Below are 23,575 nucleotides of genomic sequence, written 5' to 3'. Positions count from 1 at the left end.
TCAATCCTAAGTAAAAATACCATTAGAACAGCATAAAAATTATTGTAACACGTTTATCTGGTGATAATCCATTACACATGATTTCCTGTATGATGCTACTTGAGCTGGTATGGCAGCTAAATAGCACGGGATAAAAATCATCCCTTTCCATAAACTAAGGTTTGTAACAGTTCAATTCTTAGGAGGTTGAAGAACGTTGGCGACTAGACAATCAGTGGATCATTGCCTGCAGAACTGCGTGGAAGCACTCAACTTTGCCAAACAGCAATATGAAGAAGCATCCCGCCAGGAGCATTACAATGACAGTACGTATATCGACAGTCAGCAATTGCTTCAGACGGCACTCAATGAGCTGCAGATGATGGCTCATAATTCGAATGATCAACAGCGTGAACAACTGAACAGGATGAAAATGCAGCTGGAGCAGATGCAGCATGATATGATTCTGCTTCGCCATTAAAAATCAGGGATTTCTGTTGCAAGGAGGCCATACGGAGAAATCTGTATACGGCCTCTTTTTTGTTGTTGAATAGATACACTCTCGGTGACAATTTGCCAGGAGGATTGCGGATGCTATCTATCAAGAAAAAAGAGTAATCGTAATTAGCGTGAAGACTTTTTTCTTTCATACAGCAAACTGCTTGTTGCTTGCAAGAATACATAAAATGTACAAAAATGGCCTGCTAAAAAAGAATATTAACTGAATATAAAAATCATTTTTTGAGTTGGGAAAACGGATAGGATACAATAAAAATAGCAATTGATTAAATTTAAGAGATTGGGGATTTGATCATGAATAACCATGAAATCGATTATAAGGTGTATGGAGATGACATGCAGTTCGTTGAAATCGAGCTTGATCCACAGGAGACAGTTGTAGCGGAAGCGGGCAGTCTGATGATGATGGAAGATGAGATTGAGATGGAGACTATTTTTGGCGATGGATCTGAAAGCCAAAGCAGTGGTCTGATGGGCAAGCTATTCTCGGCGGGACGTCGTGTCATCACAGGCGAGAGCTTATTTATGACGGCCTTCACGAATGCTGGCGCCGGCAAAAAGCATGTTTCGTTTGCTGCTCCTTATCCGGGTAAAATTATTCCATTGGATTTGAATCAACATGGAGGCAAGATCATCTGCCAGAAGGATTCATTTCTTGCTGCTGCAAAAGGTGTATCGATCGGAATCGAATTCCAGCGGAAAATCGGTGCTGGCTTTTTCGGTGGTGAAGGATTCATCATGCAAAAGCTTGAAGGCGATGGTTTAACCTTTGTACATGCTGGCGGTACTATTCATAAAAAGGAATTGAAACCAGGCGAAACCTTGAGGGTGGATACTGGCTGCCTTGTTGCCATGACCGGCAGTGTTGATTACAATATCGAAACGGTCAAAGGAATTAAGACAGCATTATTCGGCGGTGAAGGGCTGTTTTTTGCAACTTTAAGAGGACCAGGCACCGTTTGGATTCAATCTCTTCCATTCAGCAGATTAGCGAGCAGGGTATTTGCTGCCGCGCCTTCTAGGGGAGGCAGCAAGGATGAGGGAAGTTTGGCCAAGGGAGTCTTTGATTTGTTTGGCGGCGATCGTTGACCATGCCGTTTATAAAAGTGATATAACATGGTGAAGTGAAGGGCTGTTCCTGCTACAGGGACAGCTTTTTTTGGTTTGCTTCATTGATTTGCCCCTTTTAACACTTAATGTATTAAAGTATAAAAGGAAATTATTAGAAAATTACCAATATGGCGTTTTGAAGGAAAATAAATTGCAAGTTAAGCAATATGTCATTACAATCTATTTTGGATTACGAAATATGAATAAGGGGAGGGGTTATGGAATGCCTAAAAATTTATGGCTGATTATCATTGGGATGGTCATAAATGTGACGGGTTCTTCTTTCTTGTGGCCTTTAAATACGATTTACTTACACAACTATCTTGGTAAATCTCTATCGGTGGCCGGTATAGTCTTAATGGCTAATGCATTCGCCACTGTGGTCGGGAATTTATTGGGTGGTGTTTTATTTGATAAAATTGGCGGTTTTCGTTCGATATTGGTAGGGGCGGCCACTACGATGCTGGCACTTGTCGGCATAACGATCAACCATGGCTGGCCAATGTACGTAATATGGATGATTATTATCGGCTTTGGTTCAGGACTTATCTTTCCGTCCATGTATGCAATGGCCGGCTCCGTCTGGAAAGATGGCGGAAGAAAAGCGTTTAATGCGCTGTATGTTTCCCAAAACGTCGGAGTGGCTTTAGGTTCTTCGCTCGGCGGTTTCATCGCTTCATTTTCATTTGATTATATCTTCGTTGCCAATACGGTGATGTACTTGATTTTCTTCTTGCTGGTAGTGTTTACCTACAGAAACTTAGAGAGCGGAAGTATTTTGCAGGCAACTGCCCTTCCTGAGCAGAAGCCTGTCCGGGATAAGCGCAAGATATATGCGTTGATGGCCGTGTGTGCCGGTTACTTATTATGCTGGGTAGGCTACGTACAATGGCAGTCTACGATTTCGTCCTATACACAGGAGATCGGTATATCGTTGACGCAATACAGTATGCTTTGGACACTGAACGGCGCCTTGATTGTACTGGCTCAGCCGTTCATTAATAAAGCTATTCAGCGATTCCTAACAAAAGTGAAGATGCAGATGATTGTCGGTATGGTCATCTTTATCGGTTCTTTTATAATCGCCGCGTTCGCAACGGACTTTTCAGGCTTTATTACAGCGATGGTCATTTTGACAATCGGTGAAATGCTCGTATGGCCGGCCGTGCCGACGATAGCGGATGAACTGGCGCCCAAGGGCAAAGAAGGATTTTACCAAGGGGTGGTCAATTCAACAGCGACAGCAGGCAGAATGGTCGGACCGATTCTTGGCGGCTTCCTGGTGGATGTCTATGGCATGCAAGTGATGTTTATCGTATTGATGGGGCTGTTTGTAATAGCCATCGGTACGACCACGCTTTACGACAAAATCCTCCATGCGAAAAAAGTCGAAACATATTCTCCCGCCAAATGAGTATGTTGGAATATAATTTAGGAATCAGGCAATACTTAGAGTCACTTGCTTTTTGCGCTAAAATTTACTAAAATAGCATGTAACATCGTTTAAGTTGAATGAATAGGCAATGATGAGGAGCAGTAACATACAAGACCGTTGCAGAGAGCCGGCGCGTGGTGAAAGCCGGTACGGGAATTGGTGCGAACTCGCCTTTGAGCCGCAGATATGAAGTCCAGTAAGATCTGCCGTCTAAACCGCGTTATAGGTTATTGAGCGGGACGCTTATCAAAAGCGTCAACTAGGGTGGTACCGCGGGATGATTATATGAATATAGATCCTCTCGTCCCTTTTTGGGATGAGGGGATTTTTTGCATTCTTTTAGCTTAGCACGATCGGGCAATTTTACTGACTAGGAGGAATTTCTATGAGTTTTAACCATCAGGATATCGAGAAAAAATGGCAGCGGTATTGGGAAGAGAATAAAACATTCAAAACGACGGAAGACAAAGAGAAAGACAATTTTTATGCGCTTGATATGTTTCCATATCCGTCGGGTGCCGGCCTTCACGTAGGCCACCCGGAAGGATATACGGCAACGGACATCCTATCTCGCATGAAGCGAATGCAAGGATACAATGTCCTTCATCCAATGGGTTGGGACGCTTTCGGTTTGCCGGCTGAACAGTATGCGTTGGATACCGGCAATGCACCTGCCGCTTTCACTGAGCATAACATCAATACATTCAGAAGACAGATCAAATCCCTTGGTTTTTCCTATGATTGGGACCGTGAAATTAATACAACGGATCCAGAATACTACAAGTGGACGCAATGGATCTTCACCAAGCTATATGAAAAAGGATTGGCGTATGTAGATGAAGTGCCGGTCAACTGGTGCCCTGCGCTAGGAACGGTCCTTGCGAATGAAGAAGTCATTGATGGCTTGAGCGAACGCGGAGGCCATCCGGTTGAACGCCGTCCGATGAGACAATGGGTGCTTCGCATCACCGCTTATGCCGACCGTTTGATTGATGATCTGGAAGAATTGGATTGGCCGGAAAACCTGAAAGATATGCAGCGCAATTGGATCGGACGTTCTGAAGGGGCCGAGGTCCGCTTTGCGGTTGAAGGAACGGACGAAACCTTCGTGGTGTTCACTACTCGCCCTGATACATTATTTGGTGCCACTTATGCTGTGTTGGCCCCTGAACATGCTTTGGTTGAAAAGATTACAACTCCGGAGCAAAAGGCCGCAGTAGAAGCTTATTTGGATCAAGTGAAAAACAAATCCGATTTGGAAAGAACCGATTTGGCCAAGGAAAAAACAGGCGTCTTTACTGGAGCCTATGCGATTAATCCGGTCAGCGGAGAAAAAATGCCAATCTGGATTGCTGATTATGTGCTGGCAAGTTACGGAACAGGAGCCATCATGGCCGTTCCTGCACATGATGAAAGAGACTATGAATTCGCTAAAGTATTCGGTCTGCCGATTAAAGAAGTTGTAGCCGGCGGGGATGTGGAAAAAGAAGCTTATACGGGCGACGGTGTCCATGTTAACTCCGGATTCCTGGATGGCTTGAATAAAGAAGAAGGCATCAACCAAATGATTGCCTGGTTAGAGGAAAAAGGAATCGGTACGAAGAAAACGACCTACCGCCTGCGCGATTGGCTGTTCAGCCGCCAGCGCTATTGGGGAGAGCCAATCCCGGTCATCCATTGGGAAGATGGCACAAGTACAACCGTGCCATTGGAGGAACTGCCGTTAACGTTGCCTGAAACAACTAATATCAGACCTTCAGGAACAGGCGAATCACCTCTTGCTAATATTGAAGAATGGGTAAATGTGACAGATGAGAATGGCCGAAAAGGAAGACGCGAAACGAATACAATGCCTCAATGGGCGGGCAGCAGCTGGTACTTCCTGCGCTATATCGATCCGCATAACAGTGAAGCATTGGCCGATCCGGAGAAATTAAAAGAATGGCTTCCGGTTGATATGTATATCGGCGGACAGGAACATGCCGTCCTTCATTTATTGTATGCCCGCTTCTGGCATAAATTCTTGTATGACCTTGGCGTAGTTCCGACAAAAGAGCCTTTCCAACGTTTGTATAACCAAGGGATGATCTTGGGTTCAAACAATGAGAAAATGAGTAAATCAAAAGGCAATGTCGTCAATCCGGATGACATCCTATTGACACACGGAGCTGACACACTCCGCTTGTACGAAATGTTCATGGGTCCATTGGATGCAAGCATTGCTTGGTCAACCAACGGCCTTGACGGATCACGACGCTTCCTGGACCGTGTATGGCGTTTGTTGGTGGAAGAAGACGGATCAATTACTTCAAAGCTTGTAGACACTGATAATAGCGGCAAGCTGGAAAAAATCTATCATCAGACAGTCAAGAAAGTAACGGAAGATTTCGAGGGATTGCGCTTCAATACAGCGATTTCCCAACTGATGATGTTTATCAATGATGCATATAAAGCGGAAGAACTTCCGAAAGCATATGTAGAAGGCTTCGTGAAAATGCTGTCTCCAATCTGCCCTCATATTGCAGAAGAATTATGGAGCAAGCTTGGTTATCAGGAAAGCATTGCGTACCAAACATGGCCTGCTTACGATGAAGCAAAATTAATCGACGATGAAGTAGAAATCGTCGTGCAGATCAATGGTAAGGTGAAAACGAAATTAATGGTGCCTGCCGATTCCACACGTGAACAAATGCAGGAAATAGCAATGGACGATAACGACATCAAGGAACAAATTGACGGCAAGACTATCCGCAAGGTAATTGCTGTACCGGGCAAATTGGTGAATATCGTAGCGAATTAACAATAAAAGAGGCTGACATTTATGGTCAGCCTCTTTTCAGCTTGTTGAGAAACCATTTAAATAACTATCCACTTTCCTTTATATGGATATTATTTGTATCCTTGTACGGTTTGCTTTTTTTCTTCAGTTTTTAAGCCCTCCACCTCCCTTATTGGGCGAGATGGAGGGCTATTTTTTTCATATTTTGACACGCTGCCGTGAGATAAGCCTGCTCTTGGACAGACTTCACCCCTCTCATCCGGGCATATCGAAAGCCATGTAGCTCTTTTGCGTCCGCAAAGCTTCGTTCGATTGTATAGCTTCTTGCTTTATAGAGTTTCTTTCCTATTGCGGTCCGTTTATTGGCTCGGGCAACTTCTTTATATTCTTCCCAAATATGCTGGGTGATTTCCCTTTGTTTTTGTTTGGACGTCGTACATTCATTTTGTAACGGACAATTCTGGCACTGTTCCTTTGGAGCTTTATAGTGTCGATATCCTTCTCGATCGGTTGTGCTGTAAGAAAGTTTCACTCCCATCGGACAAACAAAGGCATCTAGATCCTTCACATACTTAAATTTCCGTTTGGGCAGACTCTTTTTCTGATTGCCAAAGCGACGGTATCCCATCACCATATAAATGTTTTCTTCACACAGATGCTTACAGATATGGCCCGTGAAATAGCCGGAATCCAAGGCAACCGCCTCGATTGGAAAACCAAATTTCTCTTTTTGAACGTGGAGGCGCGCCAAATAAGGTTCGCTATCAGGCAAATTGCCAGGGGTAACGAACGTATCGGTGACAATATTATATTTACTGTCTACTGTTCGATGATCCAAGTAGAAAAAGCCTCTCGGTTTGCCATCCCTCATGAGAAAACCACTTTCAGGATCCGTTTTACTGACCCTTTTGACACCATCCGTTTGCTTTGTTTTCTCTTTGCGAGGCTTTAACGCTTTTTTCCATGTTGGATCCGGTCCTCCTGCACGGCAGCTTCCAGTTCGTCCATATATGCTCTGACTTTAGGAGATTTGGCTTGTCGAATGAATTTATTTTTATTGGCATTTGCTTTTACATGGGTAGAATCGGTCATCAGAATCCGCCCATCCACCATGCGGTGCTCTTTCGCTTGAAGGACAATCTCATCGAAGATTTCCTCAAAAATGGCGGTATTCGTAAAACGGGTATGCCGATTGAAACTGATGGTGGAATGGTCTGGCACTTTATCCGTTAAGGAAAGGCCTAAAAACCAGCGATAAGCAATGTTCATCTTAATCTCTTTTTCTAACTGGCGTTCCGAACGGATGCCATAAAAATAGCCGATGAACATCATTTTAAACAATTGGATAGGCGGAATAGAAGGCCGGCCGTTATTGGAACAATAATATGGCTGGATTTTCTGATCGATAAAGGAAAAATCAATACTCTCTTCAACAAATCGCAAAAAGTGATCTTTTGGAACCAACTCTTCTACTGAGACTAAGTCCTGTTGTTGCCGATGATTTTGATATAACCCCATCATAATGAAACGCCTCCTTTTGTCTATACTTCTATTGTGAAGGAAAGCACAAAAATAAACAAAAAATAACCGTTGAGAAAAGACTTTCTCAACGGCCTGAAAAGAGGCTGACATTTATGGTCAGCCTCTTTTATTGTGCCTTTAAAAAGAAGCACGATTTTAAAATAACTTCCTTGTTTTTTTACTATTAAGGTAAATAATCGATATTATTTTGTAAAATCATTAAACATGAGGATTTTTGATTGTTGGATAGTAATCTAGGGGCGCTCTCAAGCAGGGTAGCAGAGGGGAATACGTACATCCCCGCTAAGTTAGGATGTTTAATGGGTCCAATGCCGGCAATGGACCGAATATCCCCCATGTTATTTATATCGCGTTTTGCTCTTTTTATTTATGGTTTTATCCCATTCTAACTGGCGCTAGACTCCCATTTCAACACGGGAGTGGAGACAAAGGTAGATCAAGCGCCTGTAAGTATCCGATGGTTCAACTACAATCGCTGGTTTTATTATTCAAACCATCCCTTCGACATTATAGAAGAATCGCTTATATGAATGAAGTTACATAATATTTATCCTAATATTCAGAAAAATCCATAAATATTATTGCGGATTTCGCAATTTTGGATTATTATAAACGCAACATGGTTATCCAGATAAAGACAAAAAAGGAATTGAGGAGGGAAAGGATTGAACACATACCTATTGCTGGATATCGCTGCAAGCATTATGCCTGAACAGGAAATCGTCACTTGCGGTGATAGACGGCTTTCTTATTCAGAACTAACGGAAAGGACGAATCGCTTAGCGTCTGTTCTTTCTTCTTATGGCGCACAGCCTGGCGACCGGATCGGGTTCATTGCAACCGGCGGGTCGGAAACGCTTGAGACATTCTTTGCTGCTTTTCAGCTTGGAGCATCCATCGTGCCTATTAATTACCGCGCCAAGGCTGATGAGCTCGAATACATGATCAGAGACGCAGGCGTGAAATGGCTGGTTATCGAAAAAAGATATGCGGACTTGGTGTCACCAACCCTTACAGGCACTGATATTGCTAAAGTGATTTGTATAGGGGGTCATCATCCGATCGGCCTGGAGTATGAAGAAGCCTTGGCCAGCGCAGTGATACCGATGGAAGGCTTTGCCGATGTGGATAACAGCGATTTGGCCATTCTGCTTTATACAAGCGGTACGACTAACAGGCCTAAGGGAGTGATGATTACCTATGGGCAGTTGACATCCTATGTCATGAACCATTCCGAAGCTTGCGACGGCACGCCCAAAGGGTCCTCCCTTATCTGTGTACCGAGCTATCATATCGCAGGTGCCACTAGCCTTTGCAATTGCATCTACTCTGGGCGAAGGATGATCCTTCTCAGCCAATTCGATGCCGGCAGCTGGCTGCAGGCTGTCGAAAAAGAAAAAACCACACATGCCTTTTTAGTGCCCACTATGCTAAGTCAAGTAATGAATCACCCTGCCTTCACTTCTACAGATATGAACTCCTTGGAAAGCCTTTCTTATGGGGCGGCTCCCATGCCACTGCCTGTTATCAAAAAAGCCATAGAGCTATTCCCTGACACTGTTTCCTTTGCCAATGCATTCGGCATGACCGAAACAACCTCTACTGTCTGTGTACTTGATCCCGAAGACCATAAGTTAAATGGAACTCCTGAAGAAAACCAAAAGAAATTGGAGCGGTTAGCCTCTGTCGGCCGCCCATTGCCCGATGTTGAAATCCTCATTTTGAATGAGGACAATGAACCGGCCGCCCCTAAATCAATCGGCAACGTTTATGTAAGGACAGCAAAGGCCATGAAAGGCTATTGGAATCGTCCGGAAGCTTCTGAAGAGACGCTGGTCAACGGCTGGGTGAATACAAACGATATGGGCTGGATGGATGAAGATGGTTATTTGTTTCTTTGTGGGCGAAGTTCCGACATGGTGATTAGAGGAGGGGAAAATATCTCTCCTGCCGAAATTGAAAGCGTTTTAATGGACCACCCCGGAGTAGCCGATGTAGCGGTGATCGGTGTTCCGAGCCTTGAATGGGGGGAAGAGGTGGTGGCGGTGGTCGTACCTCTCAATCCGCAAGCGCCGCCGGAAGATGAATTGATTTCTTTTTGCAGCGGAAGGCTGGCGAGTTATAAGCGTCCATCGAAAATTGAATTTGCGGCAGAACTTCCCCGTACATCAACCGGAAAAATTCTAAAAAGGCAGCTACGCGAGCAGTATGATGGCAAGTCTTCTATAAAGCAATGAAAAGAGGCAGCAATGCAAACTATTGCCTATAAAGGTTGAACTGCCATCAGGATACCGACAGGCTTGCCATGCAATAGATTGTGCAATTCCAAATCAATGAATGAGGTGATACTATGCGTTTCGATTTATCAGAAGAGCAACATCAATTAAAGCAAGAAATACGGAGCTATCTCGACAGCCATATCACTCCGGAACTTCTGGAAGAAGTGAGAGTTACCCCTGATGGAGGGCCGCTTTGGAAAGAATATATCCGCCAAATGGGGAGAGACGGATGGCTGGGCATCGGATGGCCTAAGGAATATGGCGGGCAGGGAAGAACGCCACTTGAACAGTATATTTTTCTGGAGGAAATTGACCGGACCGGTGTCAATATTCCTTTCATCACCTTGGAAACAGTCGGTCCTACCATTATGAAATTGGGGACAGAAAAGCAGAAAAAAGAGTTTCTGCCAAAAATTTTGCGAGGAGAAATCGAAATTGCTGTCGGCTATTCGGAACCGCAAGCCGGAACTGATCTTGCTTCCTTGCAGACAAGAGCGGTGAAAGATGGGGATTCGTACATTATCAATGGTCAGAAAGTTTTTACAACTAATGCCCACATATCGGATTATATCTGGCTGGCTGCGCGTACAGATCCGGAAGCTCCTAAGCATAAAGGCATTTCTATTTTCCTTGTCCCTACAAAATCACCAGGCGTTTCTGTCACGCCGATGACATTGATGGGTGAGCGGACAAATGTTAGCTATTACGAAAATGTCCGCGTTCCCCTTGATGCTCTGGTTGGGGAGGAAAATAAGGGGTGGCAATACATTACGACGCAGCTGTCCCTTGAACGCCTGATGCTTTCTACTTACTCCAAAATGAAACGGATGGTTCATGAGACCTGCGACTGGGCGAGCAAGCATGAAAGGGATGGCATGGTTGTCATTGAAAACCCTTGGGTGAAGGAAAGCCTTGCAGAACTGGAGGCCCAGATCGAAGTGCTGAGGCTTCTGAATTACAGAGCGGCCTGGTCGCATGCCAATGAAAAGGCAGCCCATTTTAGGCCGTCAATGAATAAAGTATTCGCTGCGGACTTACATCAGAAAGTTTATGACACCTGCATGCAGATCATGGGATTGTCAGGACAGTTGAAAAGAGGATCTGAATGGGCGCCGCTTAATGGAAAAGCCGAAGAATTTGCCAAAAAACATCTTGTATTCCTTTTTGGAGGGGGCGCAAATGACTCCATGCGGGATTTAGTTGCCCGGTTTGGCCTAGGGTTGCCAAAAAGTTAGGATGAAACGCTAAAAAAGAGGAGGATGGAAAATGGCCTTAAGTGAAGAAACAATTAAAAAATATATGGGCATTGATTCAGAAGTGGTGGAAGGGCCAGACGCAGTTTGCAGCCAAATGATCCGCCATTGGTGTGAGGTAATGCAGGAAACGAACCCTTTATACAGCGATGAACAGTATGCGGCGTCGTCCCGTTACGGAGAAATTATCGCCCCGCCTATGCAGGTGCAGGTATACACGATGAACCCTTTATGGCCGAAGACAGCCAGACAGCCGAATCCCATGGAACTTCTGATCGGGGAACTGAATAAAGCGGGATATACATCCATCGTGGCAACGGAGCAAGTCCAGGAATACTTCGAGCCGATGAAAATTGGAGACCGGATATCCTATACGGTTTCGGTCGATAAAGTTTCACCGGAGAAGCAGACGGTCAGGGGGCCGGGATACTTCGTTACTTTCCTCTATACGTTCACCAATCAGTGCAACCAAGTGGTATGCAAACAGAGTTTCACCATTTTGGCCTATCATGCTGTAACAAATGAACAGGGGGTCTCATGAAATGAATATTTCAAGTCCAGCTACTGTTTTATGGAGTGAATTGGAAGAAGGCTATAAGTTGCCGGTTGCAGAACGGGACATCACAGCGGCATTGATTGTCGGCGGTGCCATTTCGGCCACACATGACTATGAAGCAGTCCACCACGATTATCATGCGGCCCGTAAAGCAGCCGCAGAAGATGTATTTATGAATATTCTCACGACGAACGGCTTGATCGGCAAGTATTTGACAGATTGGACCGGACCGACAGGGGAAATAAAGAAAATCACATTGCGGCTAGCAGTGCCGAACTATCCTGGCGACAAAATGACCATGACAGGCGTCATTACAAAAAAGTATGAGGAAGATGGAAACCATTTAGTGGAAGTGGAGTTCTGCGGCAAGAATTCTCTGGGCAATCATGCTATAGGCAAAGCGATTATGGCGCTACATTCGGAAAGGGGGTAATGTCTGTGGGAAGATTTAAACAGGATGAAACGGCGATTGTGGGGATTGGCGCTACCGAGTTTAGCCGCAATTGCGGACGAAGTGAATTGCAAATGGCAGTAGAGGCGATTCTGGATGCTGTTGAGGATGCAGGTTTAAAATTGGAAGATATCGATGGAATGGTCAACTACACTCTCGACACAGCTTCTGAACAGATTGAGATTGTTCGGGCGCTTGGAATACCTAATTTAAAATTTTTCAGTAAAACGCCCTATGGAGGCGGTGGAAGCTGCGCAACAGTTACACATGCTGTAGCCGCTGTAGCAGCGGGAATCGCGGATTGCGTGGTATGTGTCCGATCAATCAGGGATGCTTCAGGCATCAAATACGGTGATTTTGATGCCAGCCGTGTATCTACGGACATCCATATGGGGATGTATCATCCTTACGGGTTGCTTACACCTGTCTCTTGGGACGGCATGTTTGCACAGCGGTACATCCATAAATATGGAATAAAGGATGGCCAATTTGGCTGGGTGGCGCTTGTTAATCGCGAGCATGCGAACCGCAACCCTAAGGCGATGTTCTACGATCGCCCGCTTACTATGGAAGAATATCTTGATTCTCCGATCAATGTTGCACCGCTGCGCCGGCATGACTGCTGCCTGAGTACAGACGGAGCCGTTGCTGTGATTGTCACGACTGCTGAACGGGCTCGCAATCTAAAGCAACGCCCTGCCTATATTTCCGGTGCTGTCCAGGGAATGGCGACGAACGGAGAAGTAATGACTAGCTATTATCGTCCTGATATCGCTGAGTTCCCAGAAATCGAAGCGTATGGAAAAGAATTGTTCAAGATGGCTGGGATCACACCGAAGGACATTGATGTTGCTCAATTGTATGATGCCTTCAGTCCATTGGTGCCTATGCAATTGGAGGCACTGGGTTTTGTCGGCAAAGGGGAAGGCGTTCCTTTTTGTGAAGGAGGGGACCGGCTTCGAGTAGGTGGAGAGCTGCCGATTAATACTGCGGGTGGCCTCATGTCTGAAGGATATCTTCATGGAATGAACTTGATTTCGGAAGGCGTTCGTCAGGTAAGAGGCACATCGACCAACCAGGTTGATCAGGTAGAGCATGTGTTAGTGACGAGCGGGCCAGGCGTTCCATCAAGCGGCCTCATTTTAAGAAGGGGGTAATTTAAATATGGTTCGATATAATAAAGAGTTTGCCTCGCCGCGTCCTATGATGGATGTAGATACAAAACCTTTTTGGGACTATCTGAAAGAAAAGAAGGATTTATATTTCCAGCGCTGTGCGAATTGCCATAGCTACATGCATCCTCCGCGTCCAATCTGCAACCAATGCAAAAGTTTTGACATGGAGTGGGTTCCCTCAAGCGGGAAAGGCACCATTTATAGCTATGTAGTTTATCATCGGCCGGTCCATCCAGGCTTTGAGGTACCATATGAGGTCGTACTTGTCGAAATGGAAGAAGGCGTACGAATCGTGTCCAATATGGTCGATTGCGAACCGGAAGATATATATATAGGAATGCCTGTTGAACTAGTGATTGATGAAGTAGCGGATGATTTGGTTCTTCCAAAATTCAAGCGGCGGAATACGTAAAGAAAGAGGTGGGGGACAATGGAATTTTCATTAAATGATATTCAAGAAGAATTCAAAAGCACAGCCGGTAAATTTTTTGCGCAAAAATGCTCAGTAGCTGAATTAAGAGCAATGGAGAACAGCGAGATGCACTATTCTCCCTCTTTATATAAAGAACTTGCAGATCTGGGGTTTCTAGGATTGGCAATCCCTGAGGAATATGGCGGGATGGAAGGGAGTATGCTGGATTTGGCCATCATAGTGGAAGAAGCCGGATGGGCTTCGCTTCCTTCGCCTTTCGTTCCCACTCTTTCATACGGGATTCTCCCCTTATTGCAATTCGGTACCGAGATGCAAAAGAAAGAGTTGCTACCCTTGGCGGGTGAAGGAAAAATCACCTTTACCGGCGGATTTTCTGAACAGCAGGCCCATTATGATATGCGATATATCACAGCAAAGGCGGAAAGGAATGGGGATAGCTTTGTGTTGTCAGGCAATAAATTATTTGTTCCTTTTGCCGCCACGGCTGATTATATGCTGACTCTCGCAAGGACGGAAAGCAATAGAGGGACGGGGGAAGAAGGATTAACCCTTTTTCTGATCGATATGAAGCGTGAGGGCATCACAGTAACCGAAACGCCATCGATTGGCCCGGATGGGTTACATGAAGTCCAGTTTAATCAAGTTATGGTTTCTGAAGCGGATGTCATCGGAACTGTAAATGGAGGTTGGGAAGCAAGCCAGCAGGTTCTTCAAATGGCCACTGCTCTCAATTGTATAGAGATGGCGGGCGTATTGCGCCGAGCGGTTGAAGTGACAAGCGATTATGTAAAAGAAAGAATCCAATTCGGCCGGCCAATCGGCAGTTTCCAATCCGTACAGCATCGCCTGGCCGATATGTATACGATTGTTGAAGGAGGCAAAATGGCTGCCTATCAGGCAATCTGGAGATTGGGGGAAGGCCTTACAGCAGCCAGGGAGATTTCGATTGCCAAGGCGTATCTCAGCAAAGAAGGGCAGCAGGTTCTGGTAGGAGCCCATCAATTGCATGGCGGCATGGGACTGGATATGGACTATCCTCTTCAATTTTGCTTCCGGAGATTTAAGAATCTGCAATTGTCCTTAGGAACGCCTTCCGTGCATTTGGCTACTATCAGCCAATCAATGGCTTCTGTGAAGGAAAATGAGATGAGCCGGGTTTGACGGTGCCCAGATCCCTTCTATCTTCTGAGCGATCCTATTCGGATGGTTCAGAAGATATCTTTCGTTGCTAATCGAGAAACTGTGATTTTCGATCCATTCTATAGGACATGAGGTGGAGTAATGGGAAACCAAGCCCTTTCCGGTTTAAAAGTGATTGATTTATCTTGGCATATCGCCGGGCCGTATTGCACGAAATTGCTGGCCGACATGGGTGCTGATGTCATTAAAGTAGAACGCCCAGAGAAGGGGGATCCCTCTAGATGGGAAGGCCCATTCCCAAATGATGAACTTGATTTGAATGCCAGCGGATTGTTCGGTTATCTCAATAATAATAAGCGCGGCCTAACGCTAAACCTACAAACGGGGCAAGGCAAAGAAATGATAAAAACATTGGTCTCTGAAGCTGATATTTTAGTTGAGAATTTCAGCCCTGGAGTGATGGAAAGGTTAGGCTTGGGCTATAAGGAGCTTAAAAGTATAAATCCCCGTTTAATCATGACTTCTATTTCAAATTTTGGGCAGCAGGGCAAGTATAGGAACATGAAAGCCACGGAGATGATCACGGCAGCAATGAGCGGACATATGGGCCAGATTGGGGAAAGCGATAGAGAGCCTGTCCGTGCGGCTGGATCACTGAGGATGCTAGAGTATATTGCCGGGACATTTGCCGCCATGTCCACCATGGCAGAGATTGTGGGCCGGAAACCAGGCGGAGCCGGAAAGCATCTCGACATCTCCATTACTGAATGCGGCGCGCTTCTTATTTCATACAGAACTGTCCAAAATTCGTATCCTACTGTTCCTGCAAAATACATTGAGAGGTATATGATGATACCAAGCGTAGAAAAATGCAAGGACGGCTATATCGGGATTTCCCTTCTGCATGGGCGCCATTGGCAGGATTTTTGCTATATGACCGAAATGTATGATTGGGCCGAAGATCCCCGTTTTATGGATTTGTTCAAAAGGATTGAGCATAAAGAAGAATTTAAGGCAAGACTCGATCCCTGGCTCATGGCGCATACAAAAGAAGAAATTTTTAAATTAGGCTCGGAATGGAGAGTGCCGATTACTGATGTCCCTAGCTTTGAAGAAATGCTTTCCATTCCCCAGTACAAGGAGCGCAATTTCTTTATACAAGTAGACCATCCTGTAATGGGCAGTGTCATGCAGCCGGGAGCTCCATACAGAATGTCGGAATCTCCTTGGAGAATCAATTATCCTGCTCCATTGCTAGGGGAGCATAATGAAGAAATCTATAAAAATAGACTTGGCTTTTCTGACGAAAAAATCGCCCTTTATCAAAAGGAAGGGATTATTTAATTCCATAAGACGGACAGGAAGAGGTGGATTAAAAAGATGTCAACCTTGCCTTTAGAAGGAATTCGCATATTAGACTTATCCATGTGGTGGTCTGGGCCGTTATGCACCTCATTTCTGGGCGCTCAGGGTGCAGAAGTCATTAAAGTAGAATCTGTGCAGTCTCCTGACGGCTTTCGATATACATTGTCGGTGCCTGGCGATCATTGGTGGGAACTGGGGCCACAATTTGTTTCGGCCAACCATAATAAAAAAGGAATAACATTAAATCTCAATGATGAAGAAGGATTAACGCTTTTCAAAGAACTTGTCGCCAAAAGCGATGTAGTCATTGAAAATTTCACTCCCCGTGTTATGAAGAATTTTGGGCTTACCTATGATGTCCTTAAGGAAATCAATCCTGAAATTATTATGTTCAGTATGCCGGCATATGGAAATGAGGGGCCCTATAAAGACCAGCCAGGCTTTGCCTTTACCTTCGAGATGCTATCGGGTATTGCCCAGTTGAATGGTTATAAAGACGAAAATCCTATGATTGTTGCCGGTGTGGCGGATGTGATTTCAGGATTTCATACCACTTTTGCCGTATTGGCGGCTTTGGAATACAGGAACCGGACAGGTAAGGGGCAGTTCGTTGAAGTGCCTCAGGTAGAAAGTTGCGTCAATCTGATGGGCCAGCCGATCTCTGATGTTTCGTTAAACGGGAGAAGCTGGGGAAGAAACGGAAACAGACAGCCTAATTATGCGCCCCATGGCGCATATCGAAGCAAGGGAAACAACTCCTGGATTGCGATTGCTGTATCCACAGAAGAAGAATGGACAAAATTCAAGGAAGCCATCGGCAATCCTGATTGGGCATCCAGGGATGAATTCAGTACTTTCCAGAAAAGATATGCCCACCAGGATGAGTTGGATTCGCTGATTGAAAGTTGGACGTCCGCCCTCGAGCACTATGAAGCTGCCAATCTTCTTCAAGAAGCCGGCATCAGTGCAGGTCCTGTCCTCCATGTGAACGAAATGGAGAAGGATCCTTATCTGGCTGATCTGTTCCAGGAGTTGGACCGGAAATACGTTGGAAAACATGCTTACCCAAGTTGGCCTTTAAAAGTATCAGGTGAACGTTTAAAGCATCGATTCCCGGCACCTACAATCGGTGAGCATAACGAGGAGGTACTCAAGCATCTGCTTGGACTTTCTGATGAGAAGATTGGAGATTTGGAGAATAAGGGAATCATAGGCAGCGAGCCTCAAAGCCAATGAGAATGCCCGAAAAATATCTGCGGGAAGGGGGGACTGTCCATGACTCTCAAAATCGGTTCGAAATTTAAGTGCTCCGTGTGTGAAAGTGAGTTCATTATTACGAAGCTAGGCAAAGCGGAACTGAAATGCTGCGGCAAGGAAATGGAACAAAAGCAATAGTTTAGCCATGATCAAGTATGCAATAAAGGGGTGACATAGATGTCTAATAAACTTGGCAAGCGGATGGAATGCAAGGAATGCGGAGCTGAAGTTTTATGCATAAAAGCAGGAGACGGTGTGATCCAGTGCTGCAATACAGACATGCAATTGAAGAAACCTGTTGCATTGCCGACTGCAGATTAACTATTTCTGTTTAGAGTGAAGCAGGGCCTGTGCAGCATAGGTAAAAATGAGAATAGGGAGGGTGGACTGTATGCCAAAGCCATTGGAACACCAGATGTTAACGGCAAGGATATTGGAAGTCGCAAGCAGTCCATCTGCAGGTTATGCAGGGCGGCTGTTTGCCGAAAGCGGAGCAAAGGTGACGAAGGTTTGCGGTGCAGATGATATTTCTTTGTACAGAGACAGAAAGAAAAACATCGTGATTGCAGACGGTGAGAGAGATGGTGTAAAAACTGTCCATTCCCTCCTGAGCCAGCAATGGGATATCATCCTATGGGATAGCCATGTAGAACCTGGCATTCAAATGTTGATTCAGGGATTTTTAGACGGAGCAGCCTCTGATACCATTGGTGTCTTTATACAGTTTTCGGCCGGCATATTCAGCGACGCGGAGGAATATGGATTGCAAAAGGCGGCAGGGTGGATGGAACTTACGGGAGATCCTTTTAAAGAGCCGCTTATGGTCGGCGGCTCTCCTGCTACTTCTATCGTTGGAGCGCACGCTGCCTGCGCCGGACAATTCGCACTGCTGGAGAGAATATGGAGCGGTAGAGGCAGAAAGATTCAAATTGAAGCACTTTCAATCGCGGTAAGCGCCTTGGAAGGTGCTTTTTCAGATTTTGCCGCAACAGGAACCATTCGGACTCGCCCTGGAAACCGGCACCATGCCCTTGCGCCCATGGCTATTTTGCCGGCAGCGGATGGCTGGGTATTCATCGGGGCGCCGGTGGATGAAAAGTGGGAGCTACTTGAAAGATGGGCCGGCCTGGAAGCTAAAACCCAGTGGGCGGACAGTGCTGGACGATTGTTGAATTGCATGGAACTTGAGAGAGAACTTGCAGCTTGGTCGGCAGCAATGCCAGGAGACGAATTGTTCAATCTCGGCCAGATGCTCCGCTTTCCATTCGCTAAAGTGCAAACGCCGGAAGTAACAAAACAGTGCCCTCAGCTTGCTTCGAGAGGGTTTTGGGAAAAAGCAAACGGAAAGATGTATGCTGGCCTTCCATGGAAGACCGAATCAAACAACATGGTGCAGGGAACCAAATATAAGCGCAGCCGCTCATGGAATCAGTTAAGGATTATCGATTTGACTGGAATGTGGTCCGGCCCTTATTGCACTAGGCTGTATGCAGATATGGGGGTGGAAGTCCTAAAAGTGGAATCAGCCGTCCGCCCAGATGGAACGAGAGCCGAACAAGGAGTGTCTTCCCCTTTCTTTCGTGAACTGAATCGGAATAAGCTGGGGCTGCAATTAGACTTGCGCCTGGACAGCGACCGAGCAGCGCTTTTGGAATTGGTTTCACAAAGCGATATGCTCATTGAAAATTTCAGCCCGCGCGTTATGAAGAATTTTGGTTTAGATAGCGAAGTGCTTTGGCAACACAACCCCCATTTGATCATCGGTTCTCTGTCCGCTTTTGGCCAAACTGGTCCTTACCGTGATTATATTGGCTATGGCCCTACCCTGGAATGCATGTCTGGTTTGGCGAGCCTGACATACTACGAGAAAGGTGAACCTTGGCTTCCAGGGTTTGCAGTCAGTGATATCGGCGCTGGCATACATGGTGCGTTTGCCCTGGCTCTAGCCTTGTTAAAGCGTGAACAAGACCAATGTGGTTTTCGGGTGGATGTATCTCAGTATGAAACAGTGTGCCAGTTTGTGAATGAAGAGAATGAGAATAGGAGATTTAGCCGTTCCTTCTCTTCCGGAACAGGAGGGATTGAATCTTGTTTTGAAAACTATCTGAACATCTATCCAGGACCGACTTTTGGCAATCAGCTGCCGGGGATGCCGTGGAAAAGCGAAGGCTGGCAAAATCCTTGCAACCCGCCCCCCCATCTTGGCGAGCATACGGACAAAATCTTTAGCGCTCTCTGTCCCGCGAGAGCAAAAATTCATACATAAAAAGGAGGATGAATGATGATTAATCAATTTATCGAAGAATGGGTGGAGGATGGCGTTCTCCATGTTCTTCTGAATATGCCGGAAACCTTCAACCAGATGGAACCCGGGCTGGCCGCAGAATTGAGCCAGTCGGCAAGGAGTGTGTGGGATAGGGAGGAAATCAGAGCAGTTGTCCTTGGCGGAAGGGGACCCCATTTTTCATCCGGAATAGACCGTCATTTGGAGGCGGATGATGAGTGTTTTAACGCCCTTACACTAGCATGCCAAGCAATAGAGGATTGGGCGAGAATACCTTGTCCGGTCGTTATGGCTTTACATGGCCACACGTCTTCGCTGGGATTCAGCCTGGCATGTGTAGCGGATATTCGTTTCGCAGAAAAGGATGTACAGTTTTTAGTTCCTGAAATCCAAGCCGGCCTTGTTCCGGCGGGTGGGATTACGCAAAGGCTGCCAAGATTGATCGGCAAAGGACCGGCGATGGGGATTTTGTTGGGTGGAGAAACGTTTTATGGGCCTGAAGCTATCGAACTTGGTTTCATCAATAAGCCATTCAGTAAAGAAACATTATGGCATGAAGCCTGCAAAGAGGCTAAGAAATTAGCCGCCAATTCTTCTCTCGCTATGCGCTTTGCCAAGGAATGTCTTTTGAGGGGAAGCGAATTATCGCTGGAGCAGGCATTGCGCCTTGAATTAGATATGTATATGCTCCTTCAGACAAGTGAAGATCGAATGGAAGGGGTCGATGCCTTTTTGAATAAAAGGCATCCGGTTTTCAAAGGAAGATAGTTTAGCAAAGGAGGGGAAGGACATGAAGGAAGCGCCAGCTGTTTTGTTGGACAGGGAAGGTTCGATCGCAGTCATTACGCTGAACCGGCCCGATAAATTGAATTCATTCAGTGCAGAGATGCGCGATCAATTATATGAAGCGATACAGGTAATCCGTGATGACCCGACAATGGAGGGGGCGATTTTGCATGGCAATGGAAGAGGGTTTTGTGCGGGAGCTGATTTGACCGAATTTGGAACAGAGCCATCTGTATTGACAAAGCGGCAAATCAGATTGCGAGTGGACCTATGGGAAGAATTGCGCCGTCTTCCCAAGCCGATTGCAGCATGCCTGCATGGATTTGCTGTAGGTTCGGGATTAGAGATGGCCATGTTGTGCGATTTTCGTTTTGCAGCGCCGGGAACGCGGCTTGCCCTTCCGGAAGCCCAACTAGGCATGGTGCCAGCCGCGGGAGGGACACAGAGCCTCCCACGGCTTGTACTGGAAGGCCATGCGATGGAAATGATGTTGACAGGCAAGCAGATCAATGCTGAAGAGGGATGCCGCCTGCGAATCATCCACAAAATCGTGCCCAAGGAAAATCTGCTGTCAAATGCCCTTCGTTTCATGGATCAACTAACAGAAAAAAAGGCGCAAACTGCCCAGTGGACGAAAACGTTGGTTGCACATGGAATGGATTTGTCCCTTTCCGATGCATTAGCGAAGGAAAGGGCAGTGGTAGGTCGATCTTGGGCAGCGAAGCGGTGACATAAGGTATTATTGGTGTCTGTTTTTGATCTCTTTGCCTATTCTTTTGCTGAATGTCAAAGCAAGGTCGATAAATCTCTGTTCAAGTGTAGATGTAAGCCTTGAGGTGGGAAGATAAATGCCAATAGTTGCTGCAGGTTCTTCCCCCATTCCCCATATAGGAGTGACGATTCCGGATGATTCAGCATAGCTTTCGCCAAGGCTTAGGGAATAGCCGCGTTGCTTGATTGCTTCCAGTTGATTGCGGAAGTGATCGGTATTCTTTCCGCCAAGGGTCCCTATATTATTGCGCTTAAAATAGGTGTCAATATCGCTATCGGCCATATAGGCCATATGCAGTTTGCCCGCAGCGCCGAAATGCAGGTCGAGTTCATCACCGCATGGAATCGATACCTTTAAAAACTGATTGCTGTCGATACCTGACAAATAGATATATTTATTGCCGGATCTGATTGATAAATAGACGGATTCCTTCGTTATTTCGGCGAGTTCCTGCAGATAGGATTGGGCAATGGTGACGATATCGTTCGTTTGGGATCTTCTGACGATCTGCAGGAGAAGCGGACCTGGGCTGTACAGCTTTGTTTTTGCATCTTTTATAAGTATTCCGCGGTCGGCTAGTGTCACAGCCAGGCGGAATGCCGCTGTCTTGCTGATGCCGGTTTCCTTTTCGATATCCATAAGGCCGATCGTGTCATACTTCAGGAATAATGATAAAAGGGAAATGGCATTATCAACTGTGTTCAAGCGGTGTACGGTTTTATTTTCAGCCATGTTTTCTACCTCGCAGCGCTGTTTTTTTTTACTCTTAAGCTTATGTGCCGGTGAAAGGATAAGAGGTAAAAAGTACTTCTATTATAAATTATCAGTTATTTTTTTACAATTTCAGCAAGGTATGGATGCTTATATACTTCTTCTCCGGCGATCCATGTTGTAAGGATGGCCATTTCCTTTAATTCTTCTTTCGGGCAGGTCAATGGGTTGCGGTCAAGGGAAATGATGTCTGCGATATATCCTGCCTTCAGCATCCCTCTTTCTTTTTCCCATCCTGCTGCTTTTGCAGCAGCGGTTGTATACATGGTTAATGCCTGCATGCGGCTGATTTTTTCGGCCGGCGCCAATGTATGGCCGCTTTCAGTTTTGCGTGTGCATGCTGAATAGATGCCGATCCAAGGATTATAAGAAGCGACAGGGGCGTCGGAACCAGCTGCCAAAGCAATGCCTGCGCGGCAAAGGCTTCCCATCCGGTATAACCAGCTGTGTTCCTCTGGCGGGACATCTTTTCGGTATCTGTCTCCGTGAGCATAAAGCAGTCCAGGATTCGTCACGATGATGGCACCCGATTGTTTGAGGCCTTCCAGCAGGACATCCGGACACAAACTTAAATGCTCTATCCTGAAAAGGGTTCTTGTTTCGGGATGCTTTGCCTTGGCAGCCTGGATTGCTTCCAAGGCAGCACATATCATTTCGGGATCTACTGCATGCATGGCAAGAGGGAGATCGTTCGCAGCTGCCTGGATGGCCATTTTTGTTAGCTTGTCGAGCGTTGGAAAAAGATCTGGATTGGCTTCCATCACTATTTTTATGCCTCCTATCCCGAGTAAATGCGATTGTTCAGCTGAGATAAGTGGGTTGGCTTTTGAAACCAATTGCTGATGGTTTTCTTGGCAGGCCATAAGCTGAATATTGATTTGCCAGCCGTCCTGTAAGCAGGCTGACCAGAATGACAGATCAAACAGATTATTGGTAGGGGTCGCATCCTGTACAGCTGTTATGCCCGCTGCGAGCAGGTTGGTGTGGAGTTGCGCGGCGCCCTTATGAAGATCTTCTGTTGATAGGGGAGGGATGACATTTTCGGAGAGCCAGGCATCTGCTCCATAAATGACACCGGTCGGGATGCCAGAAGGGTCTCTTTCAATGGATGAACCGGGAAGTGCGAGTGTTTCCGTCCCTATGCCTGCCAATGTCAGCGCTGCACTGTTCAGGACGGAAGCATGGCGGGTAATATGGCGCAAGCGGATAGGGTGGTCCTGTGAAACCTTATCCAAATCCCACCGGGTTGGATGCCTTTTTTCCTTCAGATAAAATGGATTATAGCCGCTACCCCGTACCCAGTTTCCTTTAGGTGTTTGGTCTGCTTCCTGTTTTAAGGCTCTAATGATGTCTTCTAAGCAGCCGACATGATCCTTATCGCATGGCACGGATGATTGTTGGGTGATCTGGGCGCGCAGATGGCAATGGGCATCTATTAATCCTGGCATCAGGACAGACCCTTTGGCGTCCACAGCCTTACCGCGGGTTGAAAGCGGCCAAGTTACGTCATGATGGTCCAGCAAGCCGATCACTTTTCCCTTCGCGACAGCAACTCCGTAGGCATAGGGATGGAGCGGATCCATGGTAAGAACAGTGGCATTGTATATGACCAAATCAGCAAGCGGGGCAAAGTCCATACTATAACCTCCAAATAAGTAGTATATAAAAGTATAAATAAAATTCCGAATA

The 23,575-nt window shown here is 46.1% G+C and carries 21 protein-coding genes and 1 other annotated feature; of the genes, 18 read left to right on the top strand and 3 right to left on the bottom strand.

Annotated elements, in window-relative coordinates:
- The first annotated feature begins 196 nt into the window (after window positions 1-196).
- The 4 genes from BN1765_RS16240 to leuS all read left to right on the top strand — a co-directional run bounded on the left by BN1765_RS16240 (window position 197) and on the right by leuS (window position 5,843).
- Window positions 197-460: a DUF2524 family protein gene (locus BN1765_RS16240; RefSeq protein ID WP_050616123.1), complete on the top strand. Its 264-nt coding sequence runs from the start codon at window positions 197-199 to the stop codon at window positions 458-460.
- A gap of 332 nt (window positions 461-792) precedes the next feature.
- Window positions 793-1,587: a TIGR00266 family protein gene (locus BN1765_RS16235; RefSeq protein WP_050616122.1), complete on the top strand. Its 795-nt coding sequence runs from the start codon at window positions 793-795 to the stop codon at window positions 1,585-1,587.
- Between the two features lie 244 nt (window positions 1,588-1,831).
- Window positions 1,832-3,022 carry an MDR family MFS transporter gene (locus tag BN1765_RS16230; RefSeq protein ID WP_050616815.1) on the top strand — a complete coding sequence of 397 codons (1,191 nt, stop codon included), beginning with the start codon at window positions 1,832-1,834 and terminating at the stop codon, window positions 3,020-3,022.
- Window positions 3,023-3,122: 100 nt separating this feature from the next.
- Window positions 3,123-3,355: a binding site (T-box leader), on the top strand.
- Window positions 3,356-3,428: 73 nt separating this feature from the next.
- Window positions 3,429-5,843 (top strand): leucine--tRNA ligase, encoded by a 2,415-nt coding sequence (gene leuS, locus BN1765_RS16225; RefSeq protein ID WP_050616121.1) that lies wholly within the window; start codon window positions 3,429-3,431, stop codon window positions 5,841-5,843.
- Between the two features lie 148 nt (window positions 5,844-5,991).
- On the opposite strand, the gene BN1765_RS19850 is transcribed toward leuS, so the two are convergent.
- Window positions 5,992-7,343, bottom strand: a protein-coding gene (locus BN1765_RS19850; protein ID WP_147554217.1) for an IS1182 family transposase whose coding sequence is annotated in 2 segments (ribosomal slippage) — window positions 5,992-6,776 and window positions 6,776-7,343 — 1,353 coding nt in all. Because the reading frame shifts where the segments join, the coding sequence is not laid out codon by codon here.
- A gap of 686 nt (window positions 7,344-8,029) precedes the next feature.
- Here BN1765_RS19850 and BN1765_RS16215 point away from each other — a divergent pair.
- The 14 genes from BN1765_RS16215 (at window position 8,030) to BN1765_RS16160 (ending at window position 21,073) form a co-directional block, all read left to right on the top strand.
- Window positions 8,030-9,601 carry a class I adenylate-forming enzyme family protein gene (locus BN1765_RS16215; protein WP_050616120.1) on the top strand — a complete coding sequence of 524 codons (1,572 nt, stop codon included), beginning with the start codon at window positions 8,030-8,032 and terminating at the stop codon, window positions 9,599-9,601.
- 113 nt (window positions 9,602-9,714) lie between these two features.
- Window positions 9,715-10,878, top strand: a complete 1,164-nt coding sequence (locus BN1765_RS16210; RefSeq protein ID WP_050616119.1) for an acyl-CoA dehydrogenase family protein — start codon at window positions 9,715-9,717, stop codon at window positions 10,876-10,878.
- A gap of 31 nt (window positions 10,879-10,909) precedes the next feature.
- A complete protein-coding gene (locus tag BN1765_RS16205) occupies window positions 10,910-11,437 on the top strand; it encodes an FAS1-like dehydratase domain-containing protein (RefSeq protein WP_050616118.1) in 528 nt (175 codons plus the stop codon).
- A gap of 1 nt (window position 11,438) precedes the next feature.
- A complete protein-coding gene (locus BN1765_RS16200) occupies window positions 11,439-11,885 on the top strand; it encodes a hotdog family protein (RefSeq protein WP_050616117.1) in 447 nt (148 codons plus the stop codon).
- A 5-nt stretch (window positions 11,886-11,890) separates the two neighbouring features.
- Window positions 11,891-13,060, top strand: a complete 1,170-nt coding sequence (locus BN1765_RS16195) for a thiolase C-terminal domain-containing protein (protein WP_222705401.1) — start codon at window positions 11,891-11,893, stop codon at window positions 13,058-13,060.
- 7 nt (window positions 13,061-13,067) lie between these two features.
- Window positions 13,068-13,490, top strand: coding sequence for a Zn-ribbon domain-containing OB-fold protein (locus BN1765_RS16190; protein WP_050616115.1), 423 nt, complete (start codon window positions 13,068-13,070; stop codon window positions 13,488-13,490).
- Window positions 13,491-13,508: 18 nt separating this feature from the next.
- Entirely contained in the window at window positions 13,509-14,672 is a 1,164-nt protein-coding gene (locus BN1765_RS16185) for an acyl-CoA dehydrogenase family protein (protein WP_050616114.1), read from the top strand.
- Between the two features lie 120 nt (window positions 14,673-14,792).
- Complete coding sequence (locus BN1765_RS16180) at window positions 14,793-15,995, top strand: CaiB/BaiF CoA transferase family protein (protein ID WP_050616113.1); 1,203 nt, start codon at window positions 14,793-14,795, stop codon at window positions 15,993-15,995.
- Between the two features lie 36 nt (window positions 15,996-16,031).
- Window positions 16,032-17,252: a CaiB/BaiF CoA transferase family protein gene (locus BN1765_RS16175; protein WP_050616112.1), complete on the top strand. Its 1,221-nt coding sequence runs from the start codon at window positions 16,032-16,034 to the stop codon at window positions 17,250-17,252.
- Between the two features lie 39 nt (window positions 17,253-17,291).
- Window positions 17,292-17,411, top strand: a complete 120-nt coding sequence (locus BN1765_RS19660; protein WP_075050819.1) for a hypothetical protein — start codon at window positions 17,292-17,294, stop codon at window positions 17,409-17,411.
- Window positions 17,412-17,450: 39 nt separating this feature from the next.
- Entirely contained in the window at window positions 17,451-17,594 is a 144-nt protein-coding gene (locus tag BN1765_RS20300) for a hypothetical protein (RefSeq protein WP_187119460.1), read from the top strand.
- Window positions 17,595-17,664: 70 nt separating this feature from the next.
- Complete coding sequence (locus BN1765_RS16170) at window positions 17,665-19,539, top strand: CoA transferase (protein WP_050616111.1); 1,875 nt, start codon at window positions 17,665-17,667, stop codon at window positions 19,537-19,539.
- 12 nt (window positions 19,540-19,551) lie between these two features.
- Window positions 19,552-20,325, top strand: a complete 774-nt coding sequence (locus BN1765_RS16165) for an enoyl-CoA hydratase/isomerase family protein (RefSeq protein WP_082195505.1) — start codon at window positions 19,552-19,554, stop codon at window positions 20,323-20,325.
- A gap of 22 nt (window positions 20,326-20,347) precedes the next feature.
- Window positions 20,348-21,073, top strand: a complete 726-nt coding sequence (locus tag BN1765_RS16160; RefSeq protein ID WP_050616109.1) for an enoyl-CoA hydratase/isomerase family protein — start codon at window positions 20,348-20,350, stop codon at window positions 21,071-21,073.
- Between the two features lie 9 nt (window positions 21,074-21,082).
- Here BN1765_RS16160 and BN1765_RS16155 read toward each other — a convergent pair whose 3' ends face one another.
- Both BN1765_RS16155 and BN1765_RS16150 read right to left on the bottom strand, forming a co-directional pair.
- On the bottom strand, window positions 21,083-21,847 hold the full coding sequence (locus tag BN1765_RS16155) for an IclR family transcriptional regulator (protein WP_050616108.1): 765 nt from the start codon (window positions 21,845-21,847) through the stop codon (window positions 21,083-21,085).
- A 95-nt stretch (window positions 21,848-21,942) separates the two neighbouring features.
- Window positions 21,943-23,523 (bottom strand): amidohydrolase, encoded by a 1,581-nt coding sequence (locus BN1765_RS16150; protein ID WP_050616107.1) that lies wholly within the window; start codon window positions 23,521-23,523, stop codon window positions 21,943-21,945.
- Between the last annotated feature and the right edge of the window lie 52 nt (window positions 23,524-23,575).

This window comes from Bacillus testis (assembly GCF_001243895.1).
Taxonomy (GTDB): domain Bacteria; phylum Bacillota; class Bacilli; order Bacillales; family DSM-1321; genus Bacillus_AD; species Bacillus_AD testis.
This window is presented reverse-complemented; position numbering and strand designations above follow the sequence as displayed.